This is a genomic window from Rhodococcus sp. 105337, from assembly GCF_012844225.1.
In the GTDB taxonomy this organism is placed as follows: domain Bacteria; phylum Actinomycetota; class Actinomycetes; order Mycobacteriales; family Mycobacteriaceae; genus Rhodococcus.
Genome location: NZ_JABAGQ010000013.1, coordinates 31,644 through 51,771 on the forward strand (window position 1 = coordinate 31,644; position 20,128 = coordinate 51,771).

Annotated in this window: 17 protein-coding genes; 14 read left to right on the forward strand and 3 right to left on the reverse strand. The window is 69.3% G+C overall.

The window, feature by feature from the left end; translation table 11 throughout:
• Positions 1–8: 8 nt before the first annotated feature.
• Genes HF886_RS18000 through HF886_RS18010 form a run of 3 tightly spaced genes read right to left on the reverse strand, consistent with a single transcriptional unit; the run spans position 9 to position 3,042 of the window.
• Positions 9–860: a carotenoid biosynthesis protein gene (locus HF886_RS18000; protein WP_169653063.1), complete on the reverse strand. Its 852-nt coding sequence runs from the start codon at positions 858–860 to the stop codon at positions 9–11.
• Complete coding sequence (locus tag HF886_RS18005; RefSeq protein WP_169653064.1) at positions 857–2,452, reverse strand: NAD(P)/FAD-dependent oxidoreductase; 1,596 nt, start codon at positions 2,450–2,452, stop codon at positions 857–859. Before HF886_RS18005 ends, HF886_RS18000 begins: the two co-directional genes overlap by 4 nt.
• Positions 2,449–3,042: a GNAT family N-acetyltransferase gene (locus HF886_RS18010; RefSeq protein ID WP_296549101.1), complete on the reverse strand. Its 594-nt coding sequence runs from the start codon at positions 3,040–3,042 to the stop codon at positions 2,449–2,451. Before HF886_RS18010 ends, HF886_RS18005 begins: the two co-directional genes overlap by 4 nt.
• 268 nt (positions 3,043–3,310) lie before the next feature.
• Here HF886_RS18010 and HF886_RS18015 point away from each other — a divergent pair, with 268 nt between their 5' ends.
• The 14 genes from HF886_RS18015 (at position 3,311) to HF886_RS18080 (ending at position 20,053) form a co-directional block, all read left to right on the forward strand.
• Complete coding sequence (locus HF886_RS18015; protein WP_346765404.1) at positions 3,311–3,850, forward strand: SAV_6107 family HEPN domain-containing protein; 540 nt, start codon at positions 3,311–3,313, stop codon at positions 3,848–3,850.
• 174 nt (positions 3,851–4,024) lie between these two features.
• Positions 4,025–4,444 (forward strand): DUF3040 domain-containing protein, encoded by a 420-nt coding sequence (locus HF886_RS18020; protein WP_169620171.1) that lies wholly within the window; start codon positions 4,025–4,027, stop codon positions 4,442–4,444.
• A 417-nt stretch (positions 4,445–4,861) separates the two neighbouring features.
• On the forward strand, positions 4,862–5,293 hold the full coding sequence (gene mraZ / locus HF886_RS18025) for a division/cell wall cluster transcriptional repressor MraZ (protein WP_169653065.1): 432 nt from the start codon (positions 4,862–4,864) through the stop codon (positions 5,291–5,293).
• Between the two features lie 259 nt (positions 5,294–5,552).
• Positions 5,553–6,563 (forward strand): 16S rRNA (cytosine(1402)-N(4))-methyltransferase RsmH, encoded by a 1,011-nt coding sequence (gene rsmH, locus HF886_RS18030; protein ID WP_169620169.1) that lies wholly within the window; start codon positions 5,553–5,555, stop codon positions 6,561–6,563.
• Positions 6,564–6,566: 3 nt separating this feature from the next.
• On the forward strand, positions 6,567–7,367 hold the full coding sequence (locus HF886_RS18035; RefSeq protein ID WP_240952031.1) for a hypothetical protein: 801 nt from the start codon (positions 6,567–6,569) through the stop codon (positions 7,365–7,367).
• A 125-nt stretch (positions 7,368–7,492) separates the two neighbouring features.
• Complete coding sequence (locus tag HF886_RS18040; protein WP_296549103.1) at positions 7,493–9,265, forward strand: penicillin-binding protein 2; 1,773 nt, start codon at positions 7,493–7,495, stop codon at positions 9,263–9,265.
• A gap of 179 nt (positions 9,266–9,444) precedes the next feature.
• Positions 9,445–11,046, forward strand: a complete 1,602-nt coding sequence (locus HF886_RS18045) for a UDP-N-acetylmuramoyl-L-alanyl-D-glutamate--2,6-diaminopimelate ligase (RefSeq protein ID WP_346765405.1) — start codon at positions 9,445–9,447, stop codon at positions 11,044–11,046.
• Positions 11,043–12,572, forward strand: a complete 1,530-nt coding sequence (gene murF, locus HF886_RS18050) for a UDP-N-acetylmuramoyl-tripeptide--D-alanyl-D-alanine ligase (protein ID WP_169653068.1) — start codon at positions 11,043–11,045, stop codon at positions 12,570–12,572. Before HF886_RS18045 ends, murF begins: the two co-directional genes overlap by 4 nt.
• Positions 12,569–13,648 (forward strand): phospho-N-acetylmuramoyl-pentapeptide-transferase, encoded by a 1,080-nt coding sequence (gene mraY / locus HF886_RS18055; RefSeq protein WP_169620165.1) that lies wholly within the window; start codon positions 12,569–12,571, stop codon positions 13,646–13,648. The genes murF and mraY overlap by 4 nt, the downstream gene beginning before the upstream one ends.
• 4 nt (positions 13,649–13,652) lie before the next feature.
• Positions 13,653–15,149, forward strand: a complete 1,497-nt coding sequence (gene murD / locus HF886_RS18060; RefSeq protein WP_169653069.1) for a UDP-N-acetylmuramoyl-L-alanine--D-glutamate ligase — start codon at positions 13,653–13,655, stop codon at positions 15,147–15,149.
• A gap of 68 nt (positions 15,150–15,217) precedes the next feature.
• Positions 15,218–16,648, forward strand: a complete 1,431-nt coding sequence (ftsW, locus tag HF886_RS18065) for a putative lipid II flippase FtsW (protein WP_169620379.1) — start codon at positions 15,218–15,220, stop codon at positions 16,646–16,648.
• Positions 16,645–17,799: an undecaprenyldiphospho-muramoylpentapeptide beta-N-acetylglucosaminyltransferase gene (gene murG / locus HF886_RS18070; protein WP_169653070.1), complete on the forward strand. Its 1,155-nt coding sequence runs from the start codon at positions 16,645–16,647 to the stop codon at positions 17,797–17,799. Before ftsW ends, murG begins: the two co-directional genes overlap by 4 nt.
• A complete protein-coding gene (gene murC / locus HF886_RS18075) occupies positions 17,796–19,325 on the forward strand; it encodes a UDP-N-acetylmuramate--L-alanine ligase (RefSeq protein WP_169620162.1) in 1,530 nt (509 codons plus the stop codon). Before murG ends, murC begins: the two co-directional genes overlap by 4 nt.
• Before the next feature lie 68 nt (positions 19,326–19,393).
• Positions 19,394–20,053 (forward strand): FtsQ-type POTRA domain-containing protein, encoded by a 660-nt coding sequence (locus tag HF886_RS18080; protein WP_169620161.1) that lies wholly within the window; start codon positions 19,394–19,396, stop codon positions 20,051–20,053.
• The last annotated feature ends 75 nt before the right edge of the window (positions 20,054–20,128 follow it).

The following is a 20,128-nucleotide window of genomic DNA, read 5'->3' on the forward strand; positions in this document are numbered from 1 at the left end:
AGGCGCGGTCACGGTCGGCGGGCCATCCGGGTCGTTGCGGCGAGTCGCACCTCGGAGTCGTCCGGTGGCGTGGACACGAGGGACCGCAGTAGCGGAACGCCGAGAATCCCCATGACGACGAGACCGTAGATCGCGGAAAAGCGGAGTTCGGACGCCTGGAGGAACACGGTGTGGGCAAGGGCGGAGCCGAGCCACGTCCACAGGAACAACGCGATCGGGACGGTGTCGTGCCGGGGTGAGAGGCGTCTCGAGCGGGAGTCGAACACCAGAAGGACTGTGGCCATCGCCGCGGCGACCACCACCCAGCCCGCGTAGTTGGTGGGGGGAATGTGCGCGATGCCCGGCAGACCACCGCCGTTGCACCACACCCACTGGCCGTCCGCGACCATCTGGGGATCGAGGTACAGGTCCCAGCCCACCATCCCGACGGTGACCGCGGCGACGCGGCCCGGGGCCGTACGGGTGATGCGCGTGGCGACACACCACACGGGGTAGAGGCCGGCGGTCCAGGCGAGGGGAACCACGAGCGGTACGTCCGCCACGGCCGGACCGATCCGGTCGACCGCGTAGGCATAGCAGCCGTACGGGTAGCCGGTGGCGGTCCCGATCACCTCGGAGGCGAAACCCCCGCCCGCGGAGACCACGAACAGCACCGCGGCCCACCCGAGGCCGCGGCGCGCGGCGGCATGGGTGAGGGACGCTGCGGCGAGCAGGAGTACCACCGCGACCGTGACCCGGTCCCGCGCGGTTCCCTCGGTGAGCGGATAGGCGATCTGGGCGGCCACAGCGCCCGCGGCCAGTGCGACCGGCACGGCCGTCTGCCACGCCGGGACCCTCCGCCCGGTGCCGGCATCGGTCACCGGGAGATCCGGTTCCAGGTCCGCCGCAGTACACCGCCCCGTGCATCCGCGAGCACCGTGCGCGCGGCACTGCGGCCACTGGCGCCGGAGACCCCGCCGCCCGGGTGGGTCGACGCGCCCGTGAGATACATACCGGGAGCGTCGGGCACCCGGTAGCCGGACAGTTCGGGCAGCGGACGCCACAGGAACATCTGGTCGAGCGACATCTCGATGTGCATCACGTTGCCGCCCAGCAGTCCCAGTTCGCTCTCGATCGAGGCGGGAGTCTGCACGTACCGGTGCCGGACACTGTCGGTGAAACCGGGTGCGCGCAATTCCATCTCCGCGAGGATCCGGTCCGTCTCGCTCTCGGCGACCTCGTCCCAGCTGCGTCCACCGCTGAGCCGGTACGGATGCCACTGCGACCACAGGGTCACCTGGTGCTCGCCCACGGGGGCGATCGTGGGGTCGATCGCGGAGAAGCTCATCCCGAGCACGGAGGGGCGCGGCGGCAGTTCGCCCGCCATCGCAGCACCGTGTGCGAGGCGAAGGTGCGCGCGATCGTCGACGAGCAGTTGCAGACCGGTGGTGGTGTCGGCGGGTTCGTCGGCGCCGAGGTAGCGGGGAAGAGCATCGGTGCCGAGTCGGAGCACCATTCCGATGCCCGGTCCCACCCGTACCGCGCGGCGCCAGCGTGTCAGTGTGTCGGGGTCGTAGCCGCCCTGCCCGAGCAGTTCGAGGGTGGTGAGGATGTGGCAGCCGGCGATCACGGTGCGAGCGGTGAAGGTGCTCCCCGACGCGGTGCGCACCGTCCACGTCGACCCGGTCCGGCGGATCTCGGTGACGGCATCGCCACAGGTGACCGATCCGCCGTCCGATTCGAGGCGGGACAGGAGCGCCTGGGTCAAGGCGCCGCTCCCGCCGATCGCGCGGCCCGGTGGAAGCGTGTGCATCAGCGCGGCGAAGCCGACCATGGCGGCGGTGCCGGGTTCGGACATCGGCGGCCCGGACTGTGCGCCGAACCAGGCGAGCGCGGCCTTGAGCGGTTCGTCGTCGAAGTACTCGTCGAGGAGGGTGTCGCCCGTGGTCAGGAAGCGGCGCGACAGTGCGCTGCCGCCGTCCTTCGCGTCGAGACCCCAGAACGACGACAGCAGATGTCGGCCGGTCGGGGGGTTCGCAAACGACTTCATGACGGCGGCGCTGCGCGGTCTCCAGTCGGTCACGAAGCGGCGGTAGGCGTCGGCCTCCCGTTTGCCGGCTGCCTTCTCGATCGACACGCACGTCCGGTCGAGGTCGCGGTGGAACACGATCCCGGGACGGTCGGTGTTCGGAGGCGGCGGCGCGAAGGCCCAGGGATCACAGTCCAGATACCTCAGCCCGTGTGCGGCGAGGTCGAGTTCCTCCACGATGCCGGAGTGCCGCACCATGATGTGCGCCGACGACCCGCGGTCCACCGCGTAGCCGGGAAATCGTTCGACGGTGGACACGGCCCCGCCCGGCACGGTGTCACGTTCGAGCACGTGGACCGACCAGCCCTCCCGGGCCAGATAACACGCCGATACCAGCGCGTTGTGTCCCGAGCCGACGACGAGGGTATCCAGAACTGGCGTCATGAGGGTCCTGTCGAAGCGGGAGGGGCGAGATGTGGTTCGAGCGGAAGCGTGCGGCCGAGGACGGCGAAGGGCCGCGCGTCGCCGGTGAAGACGAATCTACGTACGACGTCCACGAAACCGAAGCTCCGGTACAGCCGCCACGCACGATTGTCCTCGCCCGGGACCTCCGGGGTGGAGAGCAACACGGTGCGTTCGGTGCGGTCGCGGAGAAGCCGGTACAGCAGGGACCGGCCGAGGCCGAGGCCCTGGATATCGGGTCGCACGTGCAGTTCGGTGAGTTCGAAATAGTCACCGAGGACCGACTCTATGTAGTCCTGCGTCCGGCCCGTGTGCCGCATCCCCGTGCGGACCTGCTGGTTCCACCACTGGTGCGGGTCGCCGCGGTATCCGTAGGCGATGCCGACGAAGGTTCCGGGGTCCTCGGGAAGCGCGACCGCGACGGCCTGCCATCCGGCGCGCCCGGCATGTTCGGACCACATCGGTGCGCGATGCTGCTCCGTCCCGCGCGGGTATCTCATCGCGGCTACGTAGACCGCCAGCAATTGGGGCAGGTGTGCCCGGAACGCCGCGGGGGACAGGTCGACGAAGATCGGTGCGCCGCGAGAGGGCTCGGGACGACGGTCGTTGCCCGTCTCGGCGGGCGGTTCGTTCGATGGGTTCACAGAGGATCGATGCTCGTCTGGGATCGGGGGCCGCCTTCTCTTGACGGGTTGTCGGTGGGTCCGGTTATCATTCAATACGTCGAACGCATGTTCGATACCGGTGATCCGGTGATGTTCGAGGGAAGCGAACATCCCCGGATCACTCCGGGCTCCTACCGGAACACCGGTAATACCACCATCGAGACCACGGTGGTGGGTGGCACTACCGGACACCGGTGGTGAGGTCGAGGAGGTGCACGGCATGTCCACCATAGATTTCGGCATACGAGGACCACGCCACGTTCCGGGCGAGTCGCCCCGCGGCGCCGCGCGATGCGCCGGGCATTCGACATCCGCCCGCGCGGCCACGCTGCTCCGCAAGGCGGACGCACTTCTGTCCGCGGCTGCCGGTGCGGACGCCCCTCCCGAGCGCTTCCGGCTCGCCTATCTCGCTGCGCTGCGAGGTGCGGGCGCGGTGGTGGCGGCGGCGGAGCTGCGCGCCCCGGCTCGTCCGCTGCGGCGGCCCGGCACACGCAACGCGTGGGTCCTGATGGCGCGCGCCGACGAGTCGTTCGCGGTCTGGGCGGACTACTTCGCCGATCGCTCCGCCACGCGCACCGCGGTCGAAGCCGGGGTGGCGCGAGCGGTGGATGTCGACGACGTCGGCGAGTTCTACGACGAGGTGGGCCGCTTCCTCCACGACGTCGAGGACTATCTCGCCAGTGAAGAAGGTGCCGAAATCGCCTCTACGCGGTGACTTTTGTCCCCATCCGGCCCCCATTTTCGTGAGCCGTCCGGGAACTCGGCCACAGAGTTGGTGGTCCCGGGAGAGATGTACTCGTATTATCAACACCAGGCGGCCGTCAAAGTCGGCCCCCCGTCGGATTCACCCAGAATTCGGTGGCCACCGTTTAGTGCCGGGGGAGGTACCGTGCCACTCTCCGAGCACGAGCAGCGCATGCTCGATCAGATCGAGAGCGCGCTCTATGCTGAGGACCCCAAGTTCGCCTCGACCGTCCGCGGGAAGCGGCTGGGGATGGCGTCGAACCGACATCGGCTACAGGCCGGTGTGCTGTTCGTCTTGGGATTGACACTGTTGATCGCTGGAGTCGCGTTGCCGGTCAAGCCCGGTGGATTCCCGGTCATCAGTTTGCTCGGGTTTCTGGTGATGTTCGCGGCTGGTGTTCTGCTCCTGGTAGGCGGTCGTCGACGATCGAATGCGGGAGACGCACCCACCCGGCCTGCTTCCGGGAGGACCGGCGGTACCGGACCTCGGGGCGGAAAGAAGTCCGGCGGAGGGTTCACCCACCGCATGGAGGAGCGCTTCCGAAGGCGCTTCGAACAAGACTGACGCATCACCGCTTCACACGTATTACGGCGCGACCCGACGGGTCGCGCCGTAGTCGTGTCCGGGGAGGTCAGCGGCCTGCGGGCGGCCTGGCGCGGCCGTATCTCCACGACGCCCCACCTTCCGGCTCGGTGTCCTCGACGGTCCTCCGACGTTGTCGCGCCACCAGGGCTTTTGTCCGGCTACGTGTGATGGAGATCGCACCGGAACGTCGGCGTGTTCGGGGCCGCCGGCCGGGTGACGAAATCGCCCCCACTTTCCGCCACTACGGGTGAGCTGGAACTTTTGCCGCAACACACGCGAAACGGGTGCGGTAATCGGGCTGCGGTGGGGGAAAGTGGGGTACTGTGGGTCGCGGCGGGAGGCAGGCTGAGCCCGTCATAGACGAAAGATCCGTCCGACCAAGGCGGGAGGTGCCGAGTGTTCCTCGGTACCTACACGCCGAAGCTGGACGACAAGGGCCGGCTCACGCTGCCGGCCAAATACCGAGACGAGCTGGCGGGAGGGCTGATGATCACCAAGGGGCAGGATCACAGCCTCACCGTGTTCCCTCGGGAAGAGTTCGCTGCCTTGGCGGAGCGCGCTGCGGGTGCTTCTCGCAGCAATCCCCAGGCTCGCGCGTTCCTTCGGAGCCTCGCTTCGGGAACGGACGAGCAGCGTCCGGACGGTCAGGGCCGCATCACGTTGTCCTCGGCGCACCGCAAGTACGCGGGGCTCACCAAGGACTGTGTGGTGATCGGCTCGGTCAAGTATCTGGAGATCTGGGACGCCGAGGCGTGGGACAGCTACTTGGCCGAACACGAAGAGGACTTCTCCGAAGCGAGAGACGAGGCACTGCGCGACATCCTGTGACCGCGACATCTCGTGACGGAGCCACGGCTGCGCGGCGAATGCCGCGAGGTCTCTGCCCGACGCCGGCCCTGACGCACTTCCCCAGCGCCAGGTCCGGACAGGGAAGCCCTGACGCACTTCCCCAGCGTCAGGTCTCCCTCGCTCGGACAGAGACCTCGAGGCATTCGCCGTCGCCGTATCCGGAACCGGTGCGACACCGAGCATCTCGAACGAGTAACCGACAGACCGTATGCGGCCCGAGCAGGATTCCGGAGGAGACATGGTGGACGGCGAGGACGAGTCGACCGCGGACGAGCACGGAGAATTCGGGCATGTCCCCGTCCTTCTCGGCCGGGCCGTCGAAATCCTCGGCCCCGCGATCGAAGCGGTCGGCCCCGGCGGCGAAGGTGCGGTCTACGTCGACGCCACGCTCGGTCTCGGTGGGCACGCCGAGCACTTTCTGAGAACCTATCCAGGTCTTCGCCTCGTCGGACTCGACCGCGACCCGGATGCGCTGTCGATCGCGCAGAACCGGCTCGCCGAGTTCGCCGATCGCACCGACTTCGTGCACACGCGATACGACGGCTTCGCCGACGCGCTCGAGCAGTGCGGCCTCGACAGCGTCGGGTCCGTGCACGCCGTTCTGTTCGACCTCGGAGTCTCGTCGATGCAACTCGACGAGGCGGAACGCGGTTTCGCGTACTCCAAGGACGCTCCCCTCGACATGCGGATGGATCCCACCACGGGCATCACGGCCGCGGACGTGCTCAATACCTACAGTCACGGCGACCTCGCGAGGATCCTCCACACCTACGGGGAGGAACGCTTCGCGGGCAAGATCGCCTCCGACATCGTCCGCACCCGGGAGAAGACCCCGTTCCGCACCAGCGGCGAACTCGTCGAACTGCTCTACCGGGCGATCCCTGCTGCGGCGCGACGTACCGGCGGCCACCCCGCCAAGCGGACGTTCCAGGCGCTACGCGTCGAGGTCAACAGCGAACTCGACTCGCTGCGTGACGCGATTCCCGAGGCTCTCGACGCGTTGGCGGTGGGCGGCAGGATCGTCTTCATGTCGTACCAGTCCCTCGAAGACCGAGTGGTGAAGCAGGAACTCGCTCCTCGCGCGAAATCGCGCAGCCCCGAGGGACTCCCGGTGGAACTGCCGGGGATGGGACCCGAGCTTCGCATGTTGACCCGTGGCGCCGAACGCGCCTCGGACGACGAGATCGAGATCAACCCACGTTCGGCTCCCGTCCGCCTGCGTGCTGCAGAACGAATCGCCAGGAGGTAACCGATGACCGTACAGGTGGCGTCGTCGCCCCACCGCGGGCCGGCTCGATCCACGGCGGCGCAACGCGCATATCAGCGCCGGAACCAGCGCGCCGCGCAACTCGGTGTGCCTGTGGCGCAGACGCGCGGACGTACCACCGGAGGCGGTCGTGTCCGGACCCGAATCCCGTTCGTGGCTACCATTCTGGCCCTGCTCGGGGTGGGTATGGCCGCGACGCTCCTGCTCACGAGCGGTGCCGCGGAGGACACCTACCACCTGAGTACCGCGCGCGCCCACAACGAGACTTTGATTCAGCAACGAGCAGTGCTGCAGCGCGACGTCGAGGCAGGAAACTCCGCACCGGTACTCGCCGTGGAAGCCGCGAAGCTCGGCATGATCCCCAGTTCGCAGGTGGCGCGGATCGTCGTCGCCGAGGACGGATCCGTCCGCGTCGTGGGAGAAGCCGTCCCTGCGCAGGGCGCTCCTCCGGCTCCGCTCAACCGCGGGCGGGCGAGCACCGAGACACGTGGGCAAGCGCCCCTGTCGGGTAGTGCCGGCGTCGAAAACCCGCGCCCGCTGTCCGAGGTCGGTGAAGAACCGACCCCGCGCCCGAGCGGAACGGACGCGCTGGCCGAGAACGCTGCGCCCCGCCCGGCGAACCCGCAGACCGCCACGCCGGAGCTCCCGAATGCCGGGGCCCCCGGGGTGGAAGCGGAACAATTGGTTCCCGTGAGCGAGATGCCCCGACCCGAGGACGCCGCGCCGCAGGCCGCCGAGGCTCTGGGCGCCGGGCAACCGGCGGAGCCCGAGGACGGGCGCCGGTGACGCGAGGCTCCACCTCTCGCCGTGTACCGCCGGGTCGTGCGACACCGGCAGCACGCGGCGGCGCCCGACGCGCTCGACAGGCTCCGGCTCGTGGCGGCTCCACCGGCTTCGAGTTCCGGAACCGGATCGGGCGCGGGGTCATGTTCTTGGCGTTGGCCGCCGTCGCCGTGCAGTTGCTGGTGGTCCAGGTGTTCCAAGCGCCGACGCTGTCGGCCGAGGCTGCGAGCCAGCGGACCACCCGTCTCGTCGAACCTGCGACCCGGGGGACGATCGGCGACCGCAACGGGAACCCGATCGCCTACACGATGGAAGCGAAAGCGCTGACTTTTCAACCGGTCCGCGTCCGAAAAGAACTGGAAGAAGCACGCGAGAAGGACCCGTCGGCGCCTGCGACCGACGAATACCTCGAGGGCGTCGCCAAGGCCGTGCACAAGGCACTCGGTACGGCGGCACCCGAGAAGGACGTGCTGGAGAAACTCGAAAGCGACGAGAGTTTCGTCTATCTCGCGCGCGGGGTCGACCCGGGTGTCGCAGCCGAGATCGTCGAGGAATACGACATGGTCGGTCTCGAACGGCAGGACATCCGGCTGTATCCGGGCGGTTCCCTCGCCGCGAACATCGTGGGCGCGACGGGCTGGGACGGACACGGTCTCATCGGCCTCGAAGCCTCGATGGATTCGATGCTGGCCGGTACGGACGGTTCGTCGACGTACGACCGGGGTTCCGACGGTGCGGTGATCCCGGGCAGTTGGCGTGACCGGCAACCCGCCGTGAACGGATCGTCCGTCGAACTCACCATCGACAACGACATCCAGTACTACGTCCAGCAGCAGGTGCAACGTGCCCGCGACCTGTCGGGTGCGAAGAACGCGTCGGCCGTCGTCCTGGACGCGCACACCGGCCAGGTGCTCGCGATGTCCAACGACAACACGTTCGACCCGTCGATCGGCGTGGCCAACAACCCGCCCGACGCGGAGCAGGGCAACCTCGCGGTGAGTTCCCCGTTCGAGCCCGGGTCGGTGAACAAGATCATCACTGCTGCCGCGGCCATCGAGGACGGCCTCACCACCCCCGCCGAGGTACTCCAGGTGCCCGGCACCATCACCATGTCCGGTGCCACGGTCAAGGACGCGTGGGACCACGGGGTGGTCCCGTACACCACGACCGGCGTGTTCGGAAAGTCCTCGAACGTGGGCACACTGATGCTCGCGGAGCGGGTCGGTGAGGACCGCTACGCCGAAATGCTGAACCTGTTCGGACTCGGGCAGCGCACCGAGGTGGGCCTGCCGGGCGAATCCGCCGGCCTGGTACCCAGCCGCGAGCAGTGGTCCGGTGGCACCTTCGCGAACCTGCCCATCGGGCAGGGCCTGTCGATGACGTTGTTGCAGATGACGAGCATCTACCAGGCGATTGCGAACGACGGCGAACGCGTACCTCCGCGGATCGTCCGGGCGACGATCGGACCGGACGGGTCCCGGGAGGAGACACCCCGGCCGGACCCGGTGCGTGTCGTGAGCCCGCAGACCGCCGCGACCGTGCGCGACATGTTCCGGTCGGTGGTGCAGGACGACACCGGTAACCAGCGCGGGACGGGCACCGGAGCCGCGATCGAGGGTTACCAGATTTCGGGTAAGACGGGCACCGCCCAGCAGATCGACCAGAACTGCAAGTGCTACTCGAATTCGGACTACTGGATCACCTTCGCCGGTATCGCCCCGGCGGACGATCCTCGGTACGTCGTCGGGATCATGCTCGACGCACCGACGCGCAGTGCCGACGGGTCCGGCGGTCAATCGGCCGCGCCGCTGTTCCGCGACATCGCGTCGTGGTTGCTGCAGCGCACCGGAGTGCCGCTGTCCACCGATCCGGGGAGCAAGTTGATCCTGCAGATCGACTGATCGTCCGACCGCCTGCTGCCCTTGCCCCGGCACGTCGGTAACGTGATACGCCGGAACGAACGCAACCGTTGAGCCCGGCAGCGAGACGCTGCGGCGATAGTGAGAGGAACCTGGTGCCTGTGTCATCGAGTCCGGATCCGACGCCTCCGGAGGAGGGCCGTCGGCCCGAACATCCACCGGTGACGCGGATCGAGGATCTCGCCGCCGCGATCGGCGCCGAGCTGACCGCGGTGGGGAACGAAGCGCCGGCCGGGGACACCTCGGTGACCGGCATCGATCTCCGGGCACAGGGCATCCGACCCGGCGATATCTTCGCGGCCCTGCCCGGTGCACGCGCGCACGGCGCGTCCTTCGCAGCCGAGGCCCTCGACCGGGGTGCCGTCGCCGTCCTCACCGATGCGGAGGGATGCGACCTCGTCGCTGCGGTCGCGTCCGGCCCCGTCGCGGTCCTGGTGCATCCTGATCCTCGTTCGGTACTGGGCGCTGCCTCGGCGACGGTGTACGGACATCCGTCCCGCCGGATGCGCGTCGTCGGCATCACCGGCACCTCCGGCAAGACGACCACCGCCTATCTCGTCGAAGCGGGGCTGTCCGCGGCCGGGCATGTCGCCGGTCTGGTGGGCACCGTCGAGACCCGCATCGACGGCATCCGGATACCCAGCGCCCTGACGACGCCGGAAGCTCCCCAACTCCACGCTCTGTTCGCCGTCATGCTCGAACGCGGTGTCGACACCGTGGTGATGGAGGTGTCGAGCCATGCGCTGGCGCTCGGACGCGTCGACGCCACGGACTTCGACGTCGGTGCGTTCACCAATCTGTCGCAGGATCACCTCGATTTCCACAAGGACTTCGAGGATTACTTCGGTGCGAAAGCGCGACTGTTCGCGCAGGACTCCCCGGTGCGAGCCGCACGCGCGGTGGTATGCGTGGACGATCCCTGGGGCGAGCGGATGGCCGAGGTCGCCGCGACCGGCCGCGCCGGCGAGGACGCGGTGTGGACGCTCGGCACCGCACCGGGGACCGGGGCCGATTGGACGGTTTCCGACCCGACCACCGACCCCGACGGAGCGCAGGACTTCACGCTGACCGGACCCGCCGGCGACGGGCACCGCATGTCGGTCGCTCTGCCCGGGCGGTACAACGTCACCAACGCCGCCCTGGCGGCAGCGATCTGCGCTGCCGTGGGCGCCGACCTCGACGCCGCGATCCGCGGCATCGCCACCGTCTCGGTTCCCGGACGGGTCGAACGTGTCGAGCGAGGACAGGACTTTCTCGCGATCGTGGACTACGCCCACAAACCCGCGGCTCTCTCGGCGGTGGTGGACACTCTGCGCGGCAGCGCCACCGGCCGGATCGCGGTCGTCGTCGGGGCCGGAGGAGACCGCGACCGCGGTAAGCGACCGCTCATGGGCGAGGTCGCCGCTCGCGGAGCCGATCTGCTCATCGTCACCGACGACAACCCCCGCAGCGAGAACGCCGCCGCGATCCGCGCGGCGGTGCTCGACGGGGCATGGGCCGTCCCCGACACCGAACGCGGTGACATCCTCGAGATCGGCGACCGTGCGGCCGCCATCGATGCCGCCGTGCAGTGGGCCCGCCCGGGGGATGTCGTCCTCGTCGCCGGTAAAGGCCACGAGACCGGTCAGGAAATAGACGGCACGAAGCATCCTTTCGACGACCGAGAGGTGCTGGCCGCGTCCATCGACCGCCGCGGCACCTCCGGGTACGACGGTCACATCCCGCCCGCTGTGGGCGGTCCGCATCACGGAGGCACTGCATGATCCCGATGACACTCGAACGCATCGCGGAGGTGGTCGGGGGAACGCTCTACGACACCGATGATCCGTCCGCCGAGGTGACCGGCACGGTGGAGTTCGATTCCCGGAAGATCGGCCCCGGGGGCCTGTTCCTCGCGCTGCCCGGCGCCCGGTCGGACGGCCACGACCACGCGGCCGCAGCGATCGAGGCCGGGGCGGTCGCGGTGCTTGCGGCGCGACCGGTCGGTGTTCCCGCGATCGTGGTGCCGGCGCTCGCCCCCACCGACACCAACGCGCTCGCCCTCGAGCACGACGCCGACGGTTCGGGCGCTGCGGTCCTCGCGGCGCTGGCCGCTCTGGCACGGTCGGTCGTCGACGCCCTCACCGCACGCGGGCTGACGGTCGTCGGCGTCACCGGATCTGCCGGCAAGACGTCGACCAAGGATCTGCTCGCGGCGGTGCTCTCACCCCTCGGCCCGGTGATCGCGCCGCCCGGATCGTTCAACAATGAACTGGGTCATCCGTGGACGGCGTTGCGCGCCACCGAGGACACCCGGTTCCTCGTGCTGGAGATGTCCGCGCGTGGTCGCGGGCACATCGCGACACTCGCCGCCATCGCACCGCCGAAGATCGGCGTGGTGCTCAACGTCGGCACCGCGCACCTCGGCGAGTTCGGGTCGCAGGAAGTCATCGCCCAAACTAAGGGCGAACTGGTCGAGGCACTGCCCGACGCCTCGGAGGGTGGCGTCGCGGTGCTCAACGCAGACGATCTCCTCGTGGCGCAGATGGCAGCGCGGACAACGGCACGCGTGGTGTGGGTCGGCAGCGGAGACACTGCCCATATCCGCGCCGAGGACGTGCGCCTCGACGACGAGGCGAGGGCGTCGTTCACCGCCGTCTTCCGCGAGGACGCGGGGGAGCGCCGCGTACCGGTGACCCTCGCGGTGCACGGTGAGCACCAGGTCTCCAACGCCCTGTCGGCCCTCGCCGTCGCGGTCGAGTGCGGTGCGACCCCCGAGCAGGCCGCCGGCGCTCTCGCCGCCGCATCGCCCGTATCGGCGCACCGTATGGCGGTGCGCACGCGCGCCGACGGCGTCACGATCATCGACGACGCCTACAACGCCAACCCGGATTCGATGCGGGCGGGTATCAAAGCACTGGTGACGATGGCGCGAGCCGGAAACACCCGTCGCCGCACCTTCGCGGTGCTCGGCGAGATGGCAGAACTCGGCGACGACTCCGTCGTCCAGCACGACGCGATCGGCCGCCTCGCGGTCCGGCTCGACGTCAGCCGCGTCATCGCGGTCGGACCCACGAGACAGGTCCGTGGCCTCTACCAGGGCGCTGTGATGGAAGGATCCTGGGGCGAGGAAGCCTGCCACGTGCCCGACGCGGACGCGGCGATCGCTCTCCTCCGTGAAGAACTGGAGCCGGGCGACATCGTTCTCGTCAAGGCGTCACAATCGGTCGGACTGTGGGCGGTGGCCGATGCCCTGCTCGGCGACCCCGCCGACAACACCGCTGCTACGGGGACGGAGGACGCCCGGTGAGACAGATTCTCTTTGCCGCAGGTATCGCACTTGCGGTGTCGATCCTGCTCACCCCGGTCCTCATCAAAGCCTTCTCCCGGCAGGGCTTCGGCCAGGAGATCCGGGTGGAGGGCCCGCAGAGCCATCAGGCCAAGCGCGGCACGCCCACGATGGGCGGCGTCGCGATTCTCGCCGGCCTGTGGGCCGGATACTGGGGGTCGCACCTGATCGGCCTGGGCTACGACGCTCAGGGACCCACGGCGTCGGGCCTGCTCGTCCTCGGCCTGACCACCGCATTGGGCGGCGTCGGTTTCCTCGACGACTTCATCAAGATCCGCAAGCAGCGCAACCTGGGTCTGAACAAGACGGCCAAGCTCGTCGGCCAGCTGGTCGCAGCCGTGGCCTTCGGCATCCTCGCGCTGCAGTTTCGCAACAGTGACGGACTGACGCCCGCCAGCACCGACCTGTCGTACGTGCGCGACATCGCCACGGTGTCGATGGGTTCGATCGTGTTCATACTCTTCGTCTATCTGCTGGTCAGCGCGTGGTCGAACGCGGTGAACCTCACGGACGGACTCGACGGGCTCGCCGCGGGGTCGATGGCGCTCGTGCTCGGTGCGTACGTGATCATCACGTTCTGGCAGTACCGCAATGCGTGCGTGGTCGAACCGACCGCCGGGTGCTACGACGTCCGCGACCCGCTCGACCTCGCGCTGCTGTGCGCGGCCGCAGCGGCCGCGTGCATCGGCTTCCTGTGGTGGAACGCCGCTCCCGCGAAGATCTTCATGGGCGACACCGGTTCGCTCGCCCTCGGCGGGATGCTCGCCGGTCTGTCGGTCACCACCCGTACCGAACTGCTCATGGTCGTCATCGGCGCGCTGTTCGTCGCCGAAGCCGCATCGGTGGTCATCCAGGTGGCGGTGTTCCGCTCCAGCCGACGGCGCGTGTTCCGCATGGCGCCGTTCCACCACCACTTCGAACTCGGCGGATGGGCGGAAACCACGGTCATCATCCGGTTCTGGTTGCTCGCCGCCATCGCCTCGGCGATCGGCCTCGCCCTGTTCTACAGCGAGTACCTCGCGGCGATCGGGGACTGACGCCATGACCTACGATCTGGAGCGACTGCGCGGAGCCCGCGTCCTCGTCGCGGGTGCCGGGGTGTCGGGCCGGGCGACGATCGCGCCGCTGTCCCATCTCGGCGCCCACGTCACCGTCACGGACCGCAACGCCGATGCGCTGGCACGGTGCGCCGAACTGGGAGCCGACACGGTCGAGCTGGACCGCCTGCTCGAAGACAACACGTCGCTGCGTGATTTCGCCCTGGTCGTCACGAGCCCCGGTTTTCCGCCGAGCGCACCGCTGTTGTCGCGGGCGGCCGGTGCCGCCCTTCCCATCTGGGGCGATATCGAGTTGTCGTGGCGCATCGACCGGGCGGAGATCTACGGTCCTGCCCGCAGGTGGCTGGTGGTGACGGGCACCAACGGCAAGACCACCACGACGACGATGCTGCACGCGATCCTCGAGGCTGCCGGGATCCCCAGCGCGGCCTGCGGCAACATCGGTCTGCCGGTGCTCGACGTGCTTCGCCGCAGTGAGCCCCGCGCGGACGTGCTGGCCGTCGAACTGTCGTCGTTCCAGCTGCATTGGGCTCCGTCGGTGCGGCCCGACGCCGGCGTGATCCTCAACATCGCCGAAGACCATCTCGACTGGCACGGCGGCATCGAGAACTACATCGAGGCGAAGCTTCGCGCGCTGACCGGGACCGTCGGGGTGCTCGGACTCGACGACCCCATCGCAGGGTCGCTGCGCGACCGATCGCGCGCCGTCTTCACCGTCGGATTCACGCTCGGCTATCCCGATGCCGGCGAACTCGGGATCAGCGGCGACGTTCTCGTCGACCGCGCATTCGCGGACTCCGCGGTGCTCGCGTCCGTCGACGACGTCACACCGCCGGGGCCCGCGGGCCTGTCCGATGCGCTGGCGGCAGCGGCGCTCGCCCGTGCCATCGACGTCCCGGAATCGGCCGTGCACGACGGACTGCTGCGGCACCGGGTCGGGCCGCATCGCGCCGCACCCGTCGGGGTCGTCGACCAGGTCCACTACATCGACGACTCGAAGGCCACCAACCCGCACGCCGCGCGCAGTTCACTTCTCGCCCACGATCGCGTGGTGTGGATCGCTGGAGGCCTCCTCAAAGGCGCCCGCGTCGACGATCTCGTGGTCGAAGTGGCACCGCGGCTCTCCGCGGTGGTGCTGCTCGGACGTGACGCCGGGGAGATTGCCGACGCACTCACGCGACACGCACCCGAGGTCCCCGTGGTGCTGGTGGACACGCGCGACGATGGTGCGATGACCAGTGAGCTCGCCGGAGAGGCGCGTGGGCAGGCCGGACCGAGACGAGTCGCCGTGCCCGGCGCCGACGCCCCCACGGCGATGCGTGTCGCCGTGCAGGAGGCCGCCGCGCTCGCCCGGCCCGGTGAGGCGGTGTTGCTGGCACCGGCCGCCGCGTCGCTCGACATGTTCGCCGACTACGCGCAACGCGGTCGCAGTTTCGTCGCCGCTGTGGAAGAACTCCGCCGGGGCGGGACCGAGCGGTGATCTCGAAGCCAGGCCGAGCGTCCCGACGTCCGGCCGTGGAGGCCCGTGGCGGGCGGCTCGGCGCGTGGATGGCCCGGCCACTCGCATCGTTCCACCTCGTGGTGACGATCGCCGTGCTGCTCACCGTGCTCGGCCTGGTGATGGTGCTGTCGTCGTCCAGCGTCGGGGCCGTGGTGTCGGTGGGGTCCGCCTACGGGCTGTTCACCTCCCAGCTGGTCTTCGCCGCGATCGGCATGGTCATCTTCTATATCGCGTTGCAGATACCGGTCCGGTTGCTGCGCAAGTACTCGTTCGTCGCATTCGCAGCGTCGGTCGCCGCGCTCGTCCTGGTGCTCATCCCCGGCATCGGCACCCTCTCGCAGGGCACACGAGGCTGGTTCGTCGTCTTCGGAGTGTCCCTGCAGCCGTCCGAGGTCGCCAAGATCACGCTCGCATTGTGGGGCGCCCACCTGCTGGCATCGCGACGCGCAGAGAACTCCACGCTCAAGGAGATGCTCGTCCCGCTCCTCCCCGCCGCGCTGGTCGTGACGGGGCTGATCGTGTTGCAGCCCGACCTCGGTACCACGGTGTCGCTGGTCATCATCGTGCTGGCGCTGCTGTGGTTCGCCGGGTTGCCGCTCAAGGTGTACCTCGGGATGCTCGGGACCGCGGTCGCGCTCGCGGCGATCCTCGCGGTCACCGCCGGTTACCGCTCACAGCGCGTGCGCGCCTTCTTCAATCCGGGCGACGACCCCCAGGGCATCGGATATCAGGCACGCCAGGCCAAGTTCTCGCTGGCGGACGGGGGGCTGTGGGGCCGCGGCCTCGGCCAGAGCCGCGCGAAGTGGAGCTACCTTCCGAACGCGCACAACGACTTCATCTTCGCGATCATCGGCGAAGAACTCGGTTTTCTCGGCGGCGCCGCGGTCATCGGCCTGTTCGGCCTGTTCGCCTTCGTCGGGCTCCGCATCGCGATGCGGTCGGTCGACCCGTTCCTGCGTCTGTTCACCGCCACGGCGACCACCTGGATCATCGGCCAGGCCTTCATCAACATCGGCTACGTCGTCGGTGTGCTCCCCGTGACGGGTCTCCAGTTGCCGCTGGTGTCCGCCGGTGGCACCTCGACCGCGACGACACTTCTCATGTTCGGGCTGATCGCCAATGCTGCCCGCCACGAACCGGAGGCCATCGCCGCACTCCAGGCGGGCCAGGACGGCCGGTTCGCGCGGCTGATCCGGTTGCGGCAACCGGAACCGTACCTGCCGCCCCGGGGCGGAACGCGTACCGTCACAGCACGGGCAGCCCAGCGCCGTGGAGACCCGCGGGCCGCCGGCCGCGACGACCGTGGCCGTTCTGCCGGTGCCGGTACCCGGACGCGCCGCGCGCCCGCCCGGGTGGACGGCGCACCCACGCGCAGAGCCGAACCCGCACGGGAATCGGCCCGTGCCGCCCGTCAGAAGACCGCCCGCACCACACGCGGTGCGAATGGACGAACCGGAGAGCGAGGGAATCGTAGGTGAGTGGGGAGAAGTCTGCCCTGTCCGTGGTGGTGGCCGGAGGTGGGACCGCCGGCCACATCGAACCGGCACTCGCCGTGGCCGATGCCGTCCGGGAACTCGTGCCCGATGCGAGGATCACCGCGCTCGGCACCGCGCGCGGATTGGAGACGACGCTCGTGCCGCGGCGCGGGTATCCCCTCGAGCTGATCCCGCCGGTGCCCCTGCCCCGCAAGCCGACCCTCGACCTGGCGAAGCTGCCCGCCCGTGTGGTGGCCTCGGTGCGCCGCACCCGCGAAATCCTCGACGAGGTCGATGCCGACATCGTCGTCGGGTTCGGTGGATACGTCGCGTTGCCCGCCTATCTCGCCGCCGGCGCCGGACCGCTCCGGAGGCGGCGGCGCATCCCCGTGATCGTGCACGAGGCCAACGCGAGCGCCGGTATTGCGAATCGGATCGGCGCGCTGCGCGCCGAACGGGTACTCGCGGCAGTGCCGGGATCGGGGATCCTCCGCCGCGGTGACGCGCAGATCGTCGGTATCCCGGTGCGCTCGTCCATCACCCGTCTCGACCGTCGGGCGCTGCGCGCCGAAGCGCGCCGCCATTTCGGGCTTCCCGACGACGTGCCGGTACTGCTCGTCTTCGGCGGATCCCAGGGCGCACGCTCGCTCAACGAGGCGGTCGTCGGGGCATCCGGCGCGCTGGCCGAGGCGGGGATCGCCGTGCTGCATGCGCACGGTCCGAAGAACACCGTGAGCGTTCCTTCCCATCCCGGCCATGCGACCGCGCCGTACGTCGCGGTGCCGTACCTCGAGCGCATGGACCTCGCCTACTCGGCGGCCGACGCCGTCGTGTGCCGTTCGGGTGCGATGACCGTCGCGGAGGTGTCGGCCGTGGGACTGCCCGCGGTATACGTGCCGCTTCCACACGGAAACGGGGAACAGGCACTCAACGCCCGTCCCGTCGCCGCCGCCGGGGGTGCGATGATTGTCGCGGACGGCGATCTGACGCCCGAGTACATCGCCGGCACTGTGGTCCCGCTCCTGCGCGACCGGCAGCGAATCGACGAGATGGGTCGGCGTGCGGGCGCGGCCGGACACCGCAGTGCCGCCGACGAAGTGGCACGAATCGTGCTGGACGTGGCCGGTACGGAACCGAACAGGAGCGAACGATGAGTGCGCAGTTGCCCGCAGAACTCCAGCGGGTGCACATGGTCGGGATCGGCGGCGCCGGAATGTCCGGTATCGCACGCATCCTCCTGGCTCGCGGCGGACAGGTATCCGGGTCGGATGCGAAGGAGAGCCGCGGCGTGCTCGCACTGCGAGCGCGCGGCGCCCAGGTTCGCATCGGGCACGACGCCGGTGCCCTCGACCTGCTCGAGGGCGGTCCGACCGCGGTGGTGACCACGTTCGCCGCGATCCCGCAGAACAATCCCGAACTGGTCGCGGCACGGCAGCGCGGTATCCCGATCCTGCTGCGACCTACGGTCCTCGCATCGTTGATGCGCGGGCACCGGACCTTCCTCGTCTCCGGTACGCACGGCAAGACCTCGACCACGTCGATGCTGGTGGTCGCGCTGCAGCACTGCGGGTTCGACCCGTCCTTCGCGGTCGGCGGTGAACTCAACGAATCCGGCACCAACGCCCATCACGGCAGTGGGGACGTCTTCGTCGCCGAGGCCGACGAGAGCGACGGCTCGCTCCTGCAGTACGACCCCGACACCATCATCGTCACGAACATCGAGCCCGACCATCTGGACTACTTCGGCACTCCCGAGGCCTACACCCGCGTGTTCGACGACTTCGTCGCGCGCCTGCCCGAAGGTGGGCTGCTCGTGGTGTGTCTCGACGACCCGGGTTCGGCCGCGCTCGCCGAGCGTGTCGTCGCGTCGGGCCGCCGCGACCTGCGGATCCTCGGGTACGGCACGTCCGATGTCATCGGCACGGATCCCGAATACCGTGGCGTGCCTGTGGGCGTGCGACTGCTGGACTGGGAAGCCAAGGACATCGGCGGTGTCGCCGAGTTCCATCTCACCGGTGAAGAGGGTCCGCGCACGGTGCGCCTGTCGGTGCCCGGCCGGCACATGGCGCTCAACGCTCTCGCGGCGTTGCTCGGGGCACTCGACGCCGGTGCCCAGGTCGACGAAGCGATCGAGGGTCTCGCGGGATTCGGTGGGGTACACCGCCGTTTCCAGTACACCGGCCGCGAACACGGCGTGCGGGTGTTCGACGACTACGCGCACCATCCCACCGAGGTCCGGGCCGTTCTGGCCGCAGCCGCCGAACTGGTCGCGGGGGAACCGCTGCGGTACACCGAATCCGGGACGGAACGCCCCCGGGTGATCGTGGTGTTCCAGCCCCATCTGTATTCGCGGACAGAGACGTTCGCCACCGAGTTCGGTGCCGCGCTCGATCTCGCGGACGAGGTGGTCGTCCTCGACGTGTACGGAGCCCGTGAGGAACCGATTCCGGGGGTGAGCGGCGCACTGGTCGCGCGGGCGGTGACCAAACCGGTGCACTATCAACCGGATCTGTCCGCGGTGCCCCGTCAGGTGGCGAACCTCAGCCGACCCGGTGACATCGTGATCACCATGGGCGCGGGCGATGTCACGATGCTCGGCCGGCAGATTCTCGACGCCCTGCACAGCCGGCCCAGCCGGTTCCGGTCCACCGCTTCCGGACCGGAGTCGGCAGGCTCGTGACGCCCTCCTCCACCCGAACGCGGGATCGACGCGACCGCAACACCGCCCGGCGCCCGTCGGGTCGTTCCGTGCGGGTGCGAACGGTGTTCCTCGGCGCCGGTGTCGTGGTGGCCTTGCTCGCCGCGATCGCCGTCGCCTGGTTCTCGCCGCTGTTGTCGGTGCGCACCATCGACGTCGAAGGAATCGGCGTCGTGACACGGGAAGAGGTGCTCGACGCGCTCGCGGTCGCAGAAGGCACACCGCTGCTCCAGGTCGATACCGCCGCGGCAGCGCAGCGCGTCGCGACTCTCCCGCGTGCGGCGTCCGTCCGGGTGCAGCGTGAGTACCCGTCGTCGGTGCGGGTGACAGTCACCGAGCGTCAAGCGGTCCTGTATTTCGAGGCGTCCGACGGCACCCACTCGGTCGACGCCGAGGGCGTCGATTTCGCGGTCGAACCACCGCCGCTCCTGACTCCCCGTCTCGTCACCGCGACACCGGGCACCGGCGATCCCGCGACGGTGGCCGCGGTGCGCGTGCTCGACGTGCTGCCACCGGAACTCGGTGTGCAGGTCGACGCCGTGGAAGCCCGCTCGGAGACGGATATCTCGCTCGTTCTGGCGGACGGCCGGGTGGTGGTGTGGGGGAGTGTGGAAAGATCGGAACGCAAGGCAGCGGTGATTCTTCCGTTGCTCACCCAGCCAGGTCAGCAGTTCGATGTCGCCAGCCCGGACCTCCCGACGGTCCGCTGAGGAGATCGCCGCGAAATTCGTGCGCTCTCTCCGGCGAGTCCACTAGCAAATCCCCGTTGTGGTGCCATAGCGTTT

Coding starts and splice junctions, on each gene's coding strand:
- HF886_RS18005 (WP_169653064.1), bottom strand. CDS start 2,452: ATGACGCCAGTTCTGGATACCCTCGTCGTCGGCTCGGGACACAACGCG.
- ftsW (WP_169620379.1), top strand. CDS start 15,218: ATGGCCCGGCCACTCGCATCGTTCCACCTCGTGGTGACGATCGCCGTG.
- rsmH (WP_169620169.1), top strand. CDS start 5,553: ATGGTGGACGGCGAGGACGAGTCGACCGCGGACGAGCACGGAGAATTC.
- murF (WP_169653068.1), top strand. CDS start 11,043: ATGATCCCGATGACACTCGAACGCATCGCGGAGGTGGTCGGGGGAACG.
- murD (WP_169653069.1), top strand. CDS start 13,653: ATGACCTACGATCTGGAGCGACTGCGCGGAGCCCGCGTCCTCGTCGCG.
- murC (WP_169620162.1), top strand. CDS start 17,796: ATGAGTGCGCAGTTGCCCGCAGAACTCCAGCGGGTGCACATGGTCGGG.
- HF886_RS18035 (WP_240952031.1), top strand. CDS start 6,567: ATGACCGTACAGGTGGCGTCGTCGCCCCACCGCGGGCCGGCTCGATCC.